General features: G+C 62.8%; 14 protein-coding genes. All 14 read left to right on the top strand.

What is annotated here, in order from left to right:
• Nucleotides 1-106: 106 nt before the first annotated feature.
• The 14 genes from K3A84_RS19110 to K3A84_RS19175 all read left to right on the top strand — a co-directional run bounded on the left by K3A84_RS19110 (nucleotide 107) and on the right by K3A84_RS19175 (nucleotide 13,748).
• Entirely contained in the window at nucleotides 107-388 is a 282-nt protein-coding gene (locus tag K3A84_RS19110) for a hypothetical protein (RefSeq protein ID WP_225011125.1), read from the top strand.
• Nucleotides 385-822 carry a Spy/CpxP family protein refolding chaperone gene (locus tag K3A84_RS19115; RefSeq protein ID WP_225011126.1) on the top strand — a complete coding sequence of 146 codons (438 nt, stop codon included), beginning with the start codon at nucleotides 385-387 and terminating at the stop codon, nucleotides 820-822. The genes K3A84_RS19110 and K3A84_RS19115 overlap by 4 nt, the downstream gene beginning before the upstream one ends.
• Nucleotides 819-1,391, top strand: a complete 573-nt coding sequence (locus tag K3A84_RS19120) for an RNA polymerase sigma factor (RefSeq protein WP_225011127.1) — start codon at nucleotides 819-821, stop codon at nucleotides 1,389-1,391. Before K3A84_RS19115 ends, K3A84_RS19120 begins: the two co-directional genes overlap by 4 nt.
• 92 nt (nucleotides 1,392-1,483) lie before the next feature.
• Nucleotides 1,484-3,454 carry a copper resistance system multicopper oxidase gene (locus tag K3A84_RS19125; RefSeq protein WP_225011128.1) on the top strand — a complete coding sequence of 657 codons (1,971 nt, stop codon included), beginning with the start codon at nucleotides 1,484-1,486 and terminating at the stop codon, nucleotides 3,452-3,454.
• Nucleotides 3,451-4,611 (top strand): copper resistance protein B, encoded by a 1,161-nt coding sequence (locus K3A84_RS19130; protein ID WP_225011129.1) that lies wholly within the window; start codon nucleotides 3,451-3,453, stop codon nucleotides 4,609-4,611. The genes K3A84_RS19125 and K3A84_RS19130 overlap by 4 nt, the downstream gene beginning before the upstream one ends.
• Nucleotides 4,612-4,792: 181 nt before the next feature.
• Entirely contained in the window at nucleotides 4,793-5,521 is a 729-nt protein-coding gene (locus K3A84_RS19135; RefSeq protein ID WP_225011130.1) for a PepSY domain-containing protein, read from the top strand.
• Nucleotides 5,522-5,554: 33 nt separating this feature from the next.
• A complete protein-coding gene (locus tag K3A84_RS19140; protein WP_225011131.1) occupies nucleotides 5,555-6,001 on the top strand; it encodes a DUF305 domain-containing protein in 447 nt (148 codons plus the stop codon).
• A gap of 99 nt (nucleotides 6,002-6,100) precedes the next feature.
• Nucleotides 6,101-6,544 (top strand): DUF411 domain-containing protein, encoded by a 444-nt coding sequence (locus tag K3A84_RS19145; protein WP_225011132.1) that lies wholly within the window; start codon nucleotides 6,101-6,103, stop codon nucleotides 6,542-6,544.
• A gap of 88 nt (nucleotides 6,545-6,632) precedes the next feature.
• Entirely contained in the window at nucleotides 6,633-6,965 is a 333-nt protein-coding gene (locus K3A84_RS19150) for a hypothetical protein (RefSeq protein WP_225011133.1), read from the top strand.
• Nucleotides 6,966-7,067: 102 nt separating this feature from the next.
• On the top strand, nucleotides 7,068-7,352 hold the full coding sequence (locus K3A84_RS19155) for a hypothetical protein (RefSeq protein WP_225011134.1): 285 nt from the start codon (nucleotides 7,068-7,070) through the stop codon (nucleotides 7,350-7,352).
• Between the two features lie 102 nt (nucleotides 7,353-7,454).
• Entirely contained in the window at nucleotides 7,455-8,717 is a 1,263-nt protein-coding gene (locus K3A84_RS19160) for a TolC family protein (protein ID WP_449867098.1), read from the top strand.
• Nucleotides 8,714-10,204, top strand: a complete 1,491-nt coding sequence (locus K3A84_RS19165) for an efflux RND transporter periplasmic adaptor subunit (protein WP_225011135.1) — start codon at nucleotides 8,714-8,716, stop codon at nucleotides 10,202-10,204. The genes K3A84_RS19160 and K3A84_RS19165 overlap by 4 nt, the downstream gene beginning before the upstream one ends.
• On the top strand, nucleotides 10,201-13,344 hold the full coding sequence (locus K3A84_RS19170) for an efflux RND transporter permease subunit (protein ID WP_225011136.1): 3,144 nt from the start codon (nucleotides 10,201-10,203) through the stop codon (nucleotides 13,342-13,344). Before K3A84_RS19165 ends, K3A84_RS19170 begins: the two co-directional genes overlap by 4 nt.
• A gap of 11 nt (nucleotides 13,345-13,355) precedes the next feature.
• Entirely contained in the window at nucleotides 13,356-13,748 is a 393-nt protein-coding gene (locus K3A84_RS19175; protein ID WP_225011137.1) for a copper-binding protein, read from the top strand.
• Nucleotides 13,749-13,779 lie beyond the last annotated feature (31 nt).

The raw sequence follows: 13,779 nt of genomic DNA on the forward strand, positions 1-13,779 counted from the left end.
GCGAAGGCCCAGGGGGGCACCAATTCGCAGGGTGCCGCTGCGCGGCGAATGATAGGGTATGATTGCCGAGCTTCGAAGGACGAGACGGAACGATTGGAAATATGTGATGAATACAGACCTTGATGAGCTCTTGAGCCGTCTACGCACCGACGCCGTTCATCCCGGGCTTGCTGGCCTTGAGGGCGCTGTATTGCGGCGCATCGCGGCACGCCCGCAAGTTTCTACCGGCCAACAGTTGAGACTGGGCATGGTCGCGGCGTTTGGCGCGGTGTTGCTCGGTGTTGCCAGCAACAGCCTTACCACCCCCGCGGAAGCTTCCATTACGCTATCGCCCTTTGGCCCCTCCAATCCCCTTGCGCCGTCAACGTTGCTGGCAGGGCCGCGATGAAACCCAGGCTGCTTCTGTTGATCGCACTTGTCGCCTTCTTTGCGGCGATCGCCGGCGTGTTTCTGGGACGCCATTTCTTCCCGCAGCCAGCGGCTGCCGGTGTCGAGCTGCATGACGTATTGCACAGCAAGCTCGATCTGGATGATCATCAGAAGCGTCAGATCGATCTCCTCGAACAGCGTTTTGCCGTGCGCCGCCGGGCACTAGAGCTTGAGCTGAAGGCCGATAATGCGCGTCTCGCCGACGCAATCGAAGCCGAGCATGGTAACGGTCCGCAGGTTACCGCGGCCGTCGATAAGTCGCATCAGGCGATGGGTGAACTGCAAAAGGAAACGCTCGGCCATATCTTCGCCATGCGGCAGGTCCTTCGCCCGGATCAGGCCAGGACCTTCGACCAAGCGGTGGTCCATGCGCTCACCGACGATGTGCGGTGAGCCTCGATTTCAAGGCGTGTTCGGACGGTGAACTGGCGGCGCTGACCCTGGGCGGGCGGCAAGCGGCATTCGCCGAAATAATGCTCCGCCATCAAGCCCCGATTTTTCGGCTGGTGCGTGGGCTGGTTGGCAATGCCGAAGAAGCGCTCGATCTTACCCAGGACTGTTTCGTGTCGGCCTTTGGTCATTTGCGGAAATATGACGGGGATCGCCCGCTGCGCGCCTGGCTTTCGCGGATTGCGATAAACAAATGTCGCGATTGGCGACGGCGGCAAAAAGTGCGGCAGTTTTTCACCCTTGCCAGCGCGACACCCGAACAGAACTGGGAAAACATTCCGGACGATAGCCCTTCCGCGCATGATGACGCGGCAGGGAAGCTGGAACTGAAGCGCTTGAACTTGGCGCTTGCCGGCCTCTCGGCACCGCTACGAGAAGTGCTTTTGCTGCGGACTGTCGAGGGAATGACACAGGCGGAAACCGCGACGGTTCTCTCGATCAGCGGCAAGGCTGTCGAAACTCGATTGTACCGGGCGCGGACGCGACTTGCGGAAATTTTGGCAGAACGATGAGGGATCGGCCTTCGTCGTGCGTAAGGCTTGAGAGAGTGCCGCGGATAAGGAGGCCCCGAGTCCGGTCCGCCGATTGAAACAAGGGAGATTCCATGAGTCCGGTATTGACTCGCCGCGATTTGATCCGCGGCGCCACGCTCGCCGGAGGCGGCCTGGCCATTTCTGCCTGGATGCCGGCCTGGGCTCAGCCAGTCTCCGCAGGCATCGTCAAACCGCTCCCCACGGTTTCGGGCAACGACATAGCTCTGAAAATCGCCGAGCAGGCGATGGTGATCGATGGCCGGAAAATGCGGGCCATTGGCATCAACGGAACCGTCCCGGCGCCCCTCATCCGGTTACGCGAGGGGCAGAGCGTTCGTCTTCATGTAACCAACGATCTTGACGAGGACAGCTCAATCCATTGGCACGGCGTGCTTGTCCCGCCGCAATTTGATGGCGTGCCGGGTGTCTCCTTCCCGGGCATTCGGCCCAAATCGACGTTCGTATATGAGTTCCCCGTCATTCAGAACGGCACCTATTGGTATCACAGCCATTCGGGTCTTCAGGAGCAGCTTGGCCACTATGGCCCGATCGTGATCGACCCTGCCGGTGTCGATCCGGTCCAATATGACCGCGAGCATGTCATCGTGCTGGCCGACCACAGCGAGATTTCCCCAGAAGCGATCTTCCGGCGGATGAAAGTGGACCCCGGCCATTTCAACTTCCAGCGCCAGACGCTCGCCGGCCTGCTTGCCAAGCGCGACCAGACGCTGAAGGATCGCCTCGACTGGGGCAAGATGCGGATGGACCCGACCGATATCTCCGACGCCACCGGGCCGGCTTACACCTACATCATCAACGGCTATGGGCCGCGCGACAACTGGACGGCGTTGTTCACGCCGGGCGAGCACATCCGGCTGCGCTTTATCAATGCCTCGGCCATGACGACCTTCAATGTACGGATACCGGGACTTCCGCTTACGGTGGTGCAGGCTGACGGCCAGAATGTCCGACCGGTCAAGGTCGACGAATTCCAGATCGGCGTGGCGGAAACCTACGACGTGATTGTCACCCCGCCCGAGGATCGAGCCTATACGCTGGTCGGCGAAGCCATTGACCGCTCGGGCATGGCGCGCGCCACGCTTGCACCGCGTGCTGGAATGACTGCCGAAGTGCCGCCGCTGCGCGAGCGACCGCTCGCCACGATGAAGGACATGGGCATGGACATGTCCTCGATGCCAGGCATGGAAGGCATGGATATGTCGGGGGGCGGGATGTCTCCGAGGCGGGATGTCGATCCGACGGCGGAAAAGAATCCGTCTGCGAGGCTGGCAACCATGGGGGCCAGCGCGATGGCCAAGGGTTCGGCGCCTGATGCAATGAGCGGTATGGATCATGGCGCCATGGCCGGGATGGACCATTCCAACATGGCAGGCATGGCCGCCGGCGGCAGCGCGATGAGCGGCATGGACCATGGCGCGACGAGCGGGCAGCCGGGCATGGATATGGGCTCCATGGAGATGGGTCCGATGAATATGCGCGACTTCTCCAAAGCGCCGCAGGTCAAGAGGTCGCCTGGCGTACAGACGATCTCGCCCATGCCGATGGATCGTACCGGGGAACCCGGCCAGGGCCTCGAGGATGTCGGCCATAAGGTCCTCGTCTACAAGGATCTCATGGCACTGGATCGCAACCCGGACGTGCGAGCACCAGACCGCAGCCTGGATATTCATCTCACCGGCAACATGGAGCGCTTCATGTGGTCGTTCGACGGCGAGAAGATGTCGGAGGTCCACGAGCCCATCCCGTTCATCGAAGGCGAGAGGGTTCGGATCAATCTGATCAATGACAGCATGATGGGCCACCCGATCCACATTCATGGCCACTTTTTTGAATTGGTTACTGGTCATGGGGATCATGCCCCGCGAAAGCACACGGTCATCGTCCAACCCGGTGGCAAGGTCACTTGGGATTTTACCGCGGATGCGGTCGGCGACTGGGCGTTCCACTGTCACCTTCTCTACCATATGCACGCCGGGATGATGCGCGTCGTGAGTGTCCGTCCGAAAGGAGATGCGGCATGAAACGCACTTTGACGGCACTATTTGCCGGCTCGGCGATGCTCCTCGCCATGCCGGCGATCGGCCAAGCTCAGTCGATGCAGGGCATGGACCATTCCAACATGCCCGGCATGGCGATGCCTGTGAAAAAAACCGCGCCCGCCAAGCCCGCCAAAAAGCCGACGTCAAAGAAGCCGGTCCCTAAGAAGGCAGCGCCGAGGAGAGTGGCCCCCGCAAAGCCGGCGGCCAGCCACAATATGGAGGGCATGGATCATTCGACCATGCCTGGCATGGCGATGCCCCAAGCCGCTCCGGTGGAGGACAAGGGCATGCCGGCAATGGATCACAGCTCCATGCCGGGTATGGACATGCCGTCAGACCATGCCGGCCACGACATGGGCAAGATGCAGGACATGGAAATGACCGGAACCGCCCTTCCGGCCGGAAATGCCCCGGCGCCAAAGCCGCCAATCGAGCACTATGCTGACAGGCAGTTCCCGCCCGCCGAGATGGAACGGTCTCGGATGAAGATGATGCACGAGCAGGGCGGGCAAGCTTTCTATCAAGTGATGTTCAATCTTGCTGAAGTGCAAGTGCGGCAGGGCCGCGACGCCTATCGCTGGGATGGAGAGGCCTGGTTCGGAGGGGACATCAACCGCCTGACAATCAAATCCGAAGGGGAGGGCGTCTTCAGGCAGGGCATTGAAAGCGCCGAGGTCCAGGCGCTCTACAGTCGAGCGATCGGTCCCTATTTCAATTTGCAGGCGGGTATTCGCCATGATTTTCAGCCATCGCCGACACGGACCTATGCCACCATCGGCTTCGAGGGGCTCGCCCCTTACTGGTTTGAGGTGGAGGGTGCCGCTTTCCTGTCGAACAAGGGCGATGTCCTCGGCCGCCTCGAGGGCTATTACGACCAGCGACTGACCCAACGGCTCGTTCTCCAACCTCGTGTCGAATTCAATCTTGCCGCGCAGGACGTCCCTGAAAACCGGATAGGTTCCGGCCTCGTCGATGCAGAATTGGGGCTACGCCTGCGATATGAGATCACAAGGCAGTTCGCGCCGTATGTCGGGGTTTCCTACGAAGCCAAGACGGGGCGGACAGCGGACTATACGCGCGCCGATGGCCAAGATCCAACCACGACGAGCCTCGTTGCAGGCGTGCGCATATGGTTCTGATCCGAATTCGGGATCGATGACTGAACTGACCGGCCCGGACGAATGTCAACATTTCGGCCAACGGGTAGGATGGAAAGCAACAGGGGACGAGTTTGAGCAGGCAAGATCGGTTCGCGCCGCAGATTTTGAGTAAAGGCAAATTTGCGACGCATCGTCCATCGGCGGCCGGGAGCGTGCCGCAGTGAGCCGGCGTATGCGAATTCACTTGTTCGCCAGCCGTCTCCACAAATGGCTGGCGATCATCATCGGCGTGCAATTGCTGCTATGGTTCGCTAGCGGCGCAGTCATGAGCTTGCTGCCAATAGATCGCGTTCATGGCGATCATCTGGTTGATCGCAAGACTGTTCTTGCGCTTCCTGCCAATGCACGGCTCATCCATCCATCGGCCTATTTGACGGCGCTCGGAACGCCTCCACAGTCCGTCACACTCAAAATGCTCGAAGGAAAGCCGGTCGCGGAAGTCCTGACGGCAACGGGCACCCGTCTATTCGACGCCGCGAGCGGCGGTGCGATTCCTCCGATCGATGCGCTTCGCGCCGAGGCCATTGCTCGCAAAGCCTGGCGCGGCACCGGTGCGCCGAGCGCGAAAGTCGAATGGATCGAAAGGGAAGGGCCTGAATATCGTGGCGCCCTGCCAGCGTGGCGCGTGGCCTTCGCAGACCCTGACGCTACCAGGGTCTTCATTGCCGCCGATACGGGACGCATCGCGGCAGTACGGACCGGCACCTGGCGGCTCTATGATTTCTTCTGGGGCCTCCACATCATGGATTGGACCCAACACGAAAACTTCAACACGCCTTGGTTGATCGGTTTCGCGCTGGGGGGCCTGGCGCTTTGGATCGGCGGAGCGTTGCTTCTCTATATGCGTTGGCCGATCAGAAGAAAGCGACGCCAACGGACAACGACATAATGCGACACAGGCGGGGCCTCAAGGAGAAGATCAATGATGAAAAATTCTTATGCCAGCCTTGCCGTGCAAACCATCATCAGTGGCATCATCATGTACTTGGTGATGTTCGTCATGATCGACAGCCTGGGGAGCTTCTATAACAATCTGAACATGCTCTACATGACGCTGATGATGGTCGCGCCGATGGTGGTGCTGATGATTGTTGCAATGTGGCATATGTTTCCATCAAAGGCAGCCAACGTCGCACTACTGGTCGGTTCCCTCGTCATTTTCGCCGGTTCGTTCGCCCTTATTCGGACGCAGACAACGATCGGCGATGCGGCCTTTCTGCGATCCATGATTCCGCACCATTCAGGCGCCATCCTCATGTGTCGCGAAGCGTCGCTGAACGACCCGGAGATCGTCCGTCTTTGCGATCAGATCAAGGAATCCCAACGCCGGGAGATCGATGAAATGAAGGCAATCCTGGCTCGGAAATAAGCCAATGCCGCTATCGGCTGATATTCATGAGGGGTAGTCCGCGCTCGTGCGTAATATCAATACGGGCCGTGACGAGGCGAGGTCGCAGCGAAGGACGATATGAAACTGAAACTTGCATTGTCGTTGATCCTCGCGTCGGCGTCGGCCGCCAGCGCGGCGGCGGGGCCTATCGTTGTCCATCGCGATCCCGGCTGCGGCTGCTGTGCGCAGTGGGCGGCGCAGGTGCGTAAGCAATTCGGGCGCGAGGTGACTATCATTGACGATCGCCAGCGCTCCAGCTTCCAGCGGACCCAGGGCGTTCCTGGGAATGTGTCATCCTGTCATACAGCGATTGTGGACGGGATAGTTTTTGAGGGTCATGTCCCGATAGCCGATATGAAGCGCGTCCTTGCCCAGAAGCCGCGCGGCGTGCGCGGACTTGCGGTCGCGGGAATGCCGATGGGCTCGCCCGGCATGGAAGTTCCGGGGCAACGGGGACAGGCGTTCGACGTCATCGCCTTTGGATCCACCGGCCAGCGTGTCTTTGCGCATCACGGCGGGTGAATTGACAATTGTCCTGGTCATGAAAAGCGACTAAATTGAAACAGCAGTGAAACATGCGCTTCGCCTCTTTCTCCTTCTAGGAGCCGTGATGGGTCTGCTGGGCCAGGGGTTCGCTTATGCGTCCATTCCGCCCGCGGTGCCTGCGCAGATGACGATGTCCGGGAAGGTTGCTTCCGGGATGAGCGAAGACTGCATGAAGATGATGGCGCAGCAACAGCAGCCCGCGCAGAAACCCTGCAAGGGCATGACCCTGGCCTGCATCGCCGCGATGGGCTGCACTGTTCCCATGGCCGTTCGCAATGACACACCGGCGCTTTTGGCGCCCGCAGTAAATGCGACCTTGGCCTTCTGGACGACCACCACCGTCCTGCACGGCAGTGAACTTACTCCCGAACCGGAACCGCCCACTCTCCTTGGCTGATCGAATTCGGCCGTCAGGTTGACAGGATCATTGCGCTGATCGCGCATCGAAACATTCTGTCGATCTGCGGCTGCCACGATGATTTGCCAAAGGATTACAGTCATGAAAAACTGTGTTTTCTATGCCCTGCTGGGCGTAGCCCTTGCCGCGCCTGCCGCCGCATTCGCCGGCCAGCCCGACCACAGCCAACAATCCGGTCATTATGAGTGGAAGTCGGTTCCGCAATATGGCCCGCGCGCCACGGGACCGGCTCAGCGGCGCGTCTGGGTGCCTGATACCGCGAAGATGGCAAGCTGCGACTGCGACATGATGAAGATGAGTGCCGCAGACTGCATGAAGGAGATGCATAGCATGGCATCGCCTTCGTCGGCCCCTTCGGTCGGCTAAGCGCAGGTTCTGGCCGCTTCAGGTCGCATAGACGGCTAGGCCAGCAGTGGCGGCGGGATGCCCCCCATTCCGCCGCCACTGACATGCCTGTCATATTGCGCGATGCTGGCCCGACCCTCCGATCAGGAGTTTTTCATGCGATTGTTTCTTTGCGCGCCGCTGCTCGCGGCAATCCCCGCCGCTGCGTTCGCCGGTCCGCTCACCTTCGAAGCCGCTCTCCAGCGCGCCCGACAAGAAGCGCCGTCGATCAAGGCCAAGGCGCTCGGCGCCGATGCCGCGCGTTCCGCGCGCGGCGCGGCCGGCGCGCTGCCCGATCCGACACTCGGCGTGGGCATCGAGAGCTTCCCGATCTCGGGACCGCTCGCGTTCGAGCCCAGTCAGGACGATTTCACCATGGCGCGGGTCGGGGTATCCCAGGATATTCCCAATCTCGCCAAGCGCCATGCGCAACAGGCGCGCGCCGATAGCGACATCAAGGCGGCCGAGGCCGATACGGCGGTTGAGGCTCGCACGGTCGAGGTCGGCACCGCGCTCGCCTGGATCAACCTGGCCTATGCCGAGCGCAGGTTGGCCGCGCTCGACGACCTACTGTCACGGCTCCAGCGCGTGGTAGGGACCACGACCAGCGCGGTCGCATCAGGCAACGCCCGGCCGGCGCAGACACTTGCCGGACAGCAGGCGGTCGCGGCGCTACAGGATCGCCGGAGCGAACTGGTCTCGAACGTCGCGCGTGCGCGTGCGACATTGACCCGCTGGACGGGCGATCCGGCGCCTGAGATTGCGGGGCCGATCCCCGATTTTGCGGTCGATGCAGTTGCGCTTCGAGCGGGGCTGGATCGGCAACCAACCATCCGGATGATCGATGCCCAATCCGGCCAGGCGGATGCTGATGTTCGAATGGCCGATGCCGGCCGGCGCTCCGACTTCGGTGTCAACCTGGCTTACCAGCGCCGCGATCCCCGCTTCGGCGATTATGTCTCGGCGGGCGTGACGGTCAGTCTGCCCTTCTTCACCCGCAATCGTCAGAACGCCCAGATCGCCGAGGCCCAGGCTAATGCTGGGCGAATACTGGCCCAGCGCGAGGCGGCCCGGCGGGCGCTCGGTGCCGACCTCGAAGCCGATCTTGCCGACCATGTCATGCATCACGAGCAATGGATGCGGGCACAGGGCACGTTGCAACCGCTCGCCGAGCAGCGCGTCAAACTGGAAACCGCCAGTTACGCGGCAGGGCGCGCCAGCCTCGTGGATATCGCAGACGCCTACGCCGCGTTGGTGGACGCGACCCTGACCACCCTCGACCGCGAAGCTTTGGTTGCCGCCGATGGCGCCCGGCTGACTCTCACCTACCGGAGCGAAGAGCGATGAGCCTCATGATATCACCGCGCGCCCGACTGGGTCTTGCCGCCGCAGCGCTCGCCCTTGTCGCCGGTGGCGCAGGCTATGGCATCGCCCATCTCGGCGGACATGAAGGCGCACCCGGACAAACAGCCGATGCCGGCCGCAAACCGCTCTACTGGTATGACCCGATGGTGCCGTCGCAGCACTTCGACAAGCCAGGCAAATCGCCGTTCATGGATATGCAGCTCGTCCCCAAATATGCCGGCGAGGGCGGAAGCGAGGCACCCGGCGTGCGGATCGATCCGGCGACGGCGCAGACGCTGGGGCTCCGCACAGTTGTCGTGCGGCGCGGCGAGCTGGCGAGCAGTCTCACCGCCACCGGCACGATCGATTTCAACCAGCGCGATGTCGCCATCGTCCAGACACGCGCAGGCGGATTTGTCCAACGGGTCTATGCCCGCGCGCCTGGCGACATCATCGGCGCCGGTGCCCCGCTTGCCGACCTGCTGGTGCCGGAATGGGGCGGTGCACAGGCCGAGTTTCTCGCGGTCCGCCGCGCCGGCAACGCGGCGCTGACCCAGGCGGCACGGCAACGGCTCATGCTGCTCGGCATGCCGGCAGGCACGATCGCTTCGGTCGAGCGGACGGGGCGGCCGCACAATGTCATCACGATCTCCACGCCGACCGGGGGGGTGATCAAGACACTGGATGTGCGGGCCGGCATGACAATGGCGGCAGGGCAGACACTCGCCGAGGTCAACGGCCTCGGCACGGTCTGGCTCAATGCCGCGGTGCCCGAGGCGATCGCCGGTCCGCTCAAACCCGGACAGACCGTGCAGGCTACGCTCGCGGCGTTCCCCGGCGAAACCCTGTCAGGCCGTGTTGCGGCGATCCTGCCCGAGACCCAGGCTGACAGTCGAACGCTCACTGTCCGGATCGAACTGCCCAATCGTGGCGGGCGCCTGCGTCCCGGCATGTTCGCGACCGTGTCGTTCGGCGGAGCCACGCAACCGGCGCTGCTGGTGCCGTCCGAAGCGCTGATCCGTACCGGTAAGCGGACATTGGTGATGCTCGCGCTCGACAAGGGGCGTTACCGGCCGGCCGAGGTGCAAACCGGCCGCGAATCCGGTGAAGATACCGAGATCCTCGCAGGCCTCAGCGAAGGCGAGAAGATCGTCGCTTCGGGCCAATTCCTGATCGATTCCGAGGCGAGCCTGTCGGGCCTGCAGGCACGCCCGATCGGCGGGACGAGTTCGGCAACGATAACCAGACCCGCGGCTACCGCGGCGCTCTACGAGACGGTCGGCAAGATCGAGCAGATAACCGCCAATACGATAACACTGAGTCACGAGCCGGTGCCGGCGATCGGCTGGCCGGCGATGACAATGACCTTCCAGCTTCCCGATTCGAAGATCGCGCGCGGCCTCAAGACTGGAGATCGGGTCCGTTTCGGGTTCGATCAACCTCCGGCCGGACCGACGGTGCGCCGCATGGCCAAGGTGGCTGGCCAGTGATCGCCCATCTCATCCGCTGGTCGGTCAGGAACCGCTTCTTCGTCCTGATCGGCGTACTGGCGCTCATTGGCGTGGGCGTCTGGGCGGTGCGATCGACCGCGATCGACGCGCTCCCCGATCTCTCCGATACGCAGGTCATCATCCGCACCAGCTACCCCGGCCAAGCGCCGCAGATCGTCGAGAACCAGGTCACCTATCCGCTCACCACCACCATGTTGTCGGTGCCGGGCGCCAAGACAGTGCGCGGCTATTCCTTCTTCGGCGACAGCTTCGTCTATGTGATCTTCGAGGACGGCACCGATCTCTACTGGGCGCGCAGCCGCGTGCTCGAATATCTCAACCAGGTGCAGGGGCGGCTGCCCGCAAGCGCCCGCAGCGCGCTCGGACCAGACGCCACCGGGGTCGGCTGGGTCTATGAATATGTGCTGGTCGACAAGACCGGCCGGCACGACCTCTCGCAGCTCCGCGGCTTTCAGGACTGGTTCCTGCGCTACGAGCTGAAGACGGTGACCGGCGTCGCCGAGGTCGCCAGCATCGGCGGCATGGTCAAGCAATATCAGGTGCTGCTCGATCCGGTGAAGCTGGCCGCATACGGGATCACCCATCAGCAAGCGGTCCAGGCGATCAGCCAAGCCAATCAGGAAGCGGGCGGCTCGGTACTGGAGATGGCCGAGGCTGAGTATATGGTTCGCGCCTCGGGCTATCTGAAGACGCTCGACGACTTCCGGGCGATCCCGCTCAGGACCGCGGCCGGTGGCGTGCCGGTCCGGCTCGGCGATGTCGCCACGATCCAGATCGGCCCCGAGATGCGGCGCGGCATCGCCGAGCTGAACGGCGAAGGCGAGGTCGCCGGTGGCGTGGTGATCCTGCGTTCGGGCAAGAATGCGCGAGAAACGATCGCCGCGGTCAAGGACAAGCTCACCGATCTCAAGAAGAGCCTGCCACCTGGCGTCGAGGTGGTGACGGTCTATGATCGTTCGCAGCTCATTGATCGCGCAGTCGAGAATCTCACCCACAAGCTCGTCGAGGAGTTCATCGTCGTAGCATTGGTCTGCGGCCTGTTCCTCTGGCATTTCCGCTCGGCGCTGGTCGCGATCCTGACCTTGCCGCTCGGTGTGCTGGCGGCGTTCGTCGTGATGCGGTTCCAGGGGGTGAACGCCAACATCATGTCGCTCGGCGGGATCGCCATCGCGATCGGCGCGATGGTCGATGCGGCGGTCGTGATGATCGAGAATGCCCACAAGAAGATCGAGCGCTGGGAGCAGGATCACCCGGACAAGCATCTCGAGGGCGAGATGCGCTGGATTGTCATCACCGAAGCCGCCGCCGAGGTCGGCCCCGCCCTGTTCTTCAGCCTGCTGATCATCACGCTCTCCTTCATTCCGGTGTTCACGCTCGAAGGACAGGAAGGGCGGCTGTTCGCGCCGCTCGCCTTCACCAAGACCTATGCGATGGCGTCGGCCGCGATCCTGTCGGTGACCCTGGTGCCGGTGCTGATGGGTTTGCTGATCCGCGGGAAGATCCCGCCCGAGCAGTCCAACCCGGTCAACCGCTGGCTCACCAACCTCTACCGGCCAGCGATCGACTGGACGATGCAGCGACCCAAGACGGTACTGCTTATCGCGGCTCTGGTGTTCGCGACCACGGCCTGGCCGCTCACACGCCTCGGTGGTGAGTTCATGCCGAATATGGACGAAGGCGACCTGCTCTACATGCCCTCGGCACTGCCCGGGTTGTCGGCGGCGAAAGCCTCGCAGTTGCTCCAGCAAACCGACCGGCTGATCAAGACCGTGCCCGAGGTCGAAAGCGTGTTCGGCAAGGCCGGCCGTGCAGAGACCGCCACCGATCCGGCACCGCTGGAGATGTTCGAGACCACCATTCAGTTCAAACCCCGCGATCAATGGCGGCCGGGGATGACGCCCGACAAGCTCGTTGAAGAACTGGACCGCACGGTGAAGCTCCCCGGCCTCGCCAATGTCTGGGTGCCGCCGATCCGCAACCGCATCGATATGCTGGCGACCGGCATCAAGAGCCCGATCGGGGTCAAGGTGTCGGGGTCCGATCTCGCCCAGCTCGACCGCATCGCGCATGATGTCGAGACGGTGGCCAAGACCGTGCCCGGCGTCTCTTCCGCGCTCGCCGAGCGGCTGACCGGTGGACGCTATGTCGATGTCGACATCGATCGCGCTGCCGCCGCTCGGTTCGGGCTCAACATCACCGATGTGCAGGCGATCGTCTCGGGTGCGATCGGCGGCGAGACGATCGGCGAAACGGTCGAAGGGCTCGCCCGTTATCCGATCAGCGTGCGCTATCCGCGCGAGGTGCGCGACAGCCTGGAGGGTCTTCGCACGCTGCCGGTCCTGACGCCATCGGGGCAGCAGATCACGCTCGGCACGGTCGCGAACATATCGATCGCCGAGGGGCCGCCCATGCTCAAGACCGAGAATGCGCGGCCCTCGACCTGGGTCTATGTCGATGTGCGCGGACGCGACCTCGCCTCGGTCGTGGGCGACCTGCAACGCGCGGTGGCGAAACAGGTAAAGCTCTCGCCGGGCGTCAGCATCGCCTATTCCGGCCAGTTCGAATATCTCCAGCGCGCGGTCGAGAAACTCAAGCTGGTCGTACCCGCGACGCTGCTGATCATCTTCGTCCTGCTCTACATGATCTTCCGGCGCTTCGACGAAGCGGCGCTGATCATGGGCACACTGCCGTTCGCGCTCACCGGTGGCATCTGGATCCTCTATTTGCTCGGCTTCAACCAGTCGGTCGCGACTGGGGTCGGGTTCATCGCGCTGGCCGGTGTCTCCGCCGAGTTCGGCGTCGTGATGCTGATCTATCTCAAGAACGCGCTGGAGGAGCGGGGCACTGATCCTGATGCCGGGCAGGTCGAAACGGCGGTGCGCGAGGGCGCGCTGCTCCGCGTGCGGCCCAAGGCGATGACGGTCGCCGTGATCCTCGCCGGCCTCCTGCCGATCTTGCTCGGATCGGGCGCCGGGTCCGAGGTCATGAGCCGGATCGCCGCGCCGATGATCGGCGGCATGCTGACCGCGCCGCTGTTGTCGATGTTCGTCCTTCCCGCCGCCTATCTTTTGCTACGGCGGCCGAAGAGCAAGCCCACACCTCAACCTCTTATTTCATGAAGGAGAAAACCATGAACTATACACGACTGACCATCGCCCTCGGCATCGCCGCCTTGACCGCCGCGTGCGGCAAGAAAGCGGAGACGCCCGTTGCAGCCGAAACCAACCAGGCAGCGCCTGCCACCGAAGCCATGAACGGCGACATGGGCAACATGGCGATGGCGCCGACGGCGGTTGCGCCGATCATGGCCAAGGGCCGTGGTACGGTCACCGCGATCGACAAGGCCGCAGGCACGATCACGCTCGACCATGGCCCGATCCCGCAAGCCAAATGGCCGGCTATGACGATGGCATTCAAGGCCGCGCCTGCGATCACGGATAAGGTCAAGGTCGGAGACAAGATCGATTTCGATCTGACGCTGACGGGGAATACCGGCGAGGTGACGGCCGTCAGCAAGCAATAGCCCACGAGTCATTTTCCGCTGTCGCGAAACA

Origin of the sequence: Novosphingobium percolationis, assembly GCF_020179425.1 — a bacterium.
GTDB classification, from domain to species: Bacteria; Pseudomonadota; Alphaproteobacteria; order Sphingomonadales; family Sphingomonadaceae; genus Novosphingobium; species Novosphingobium percolationis.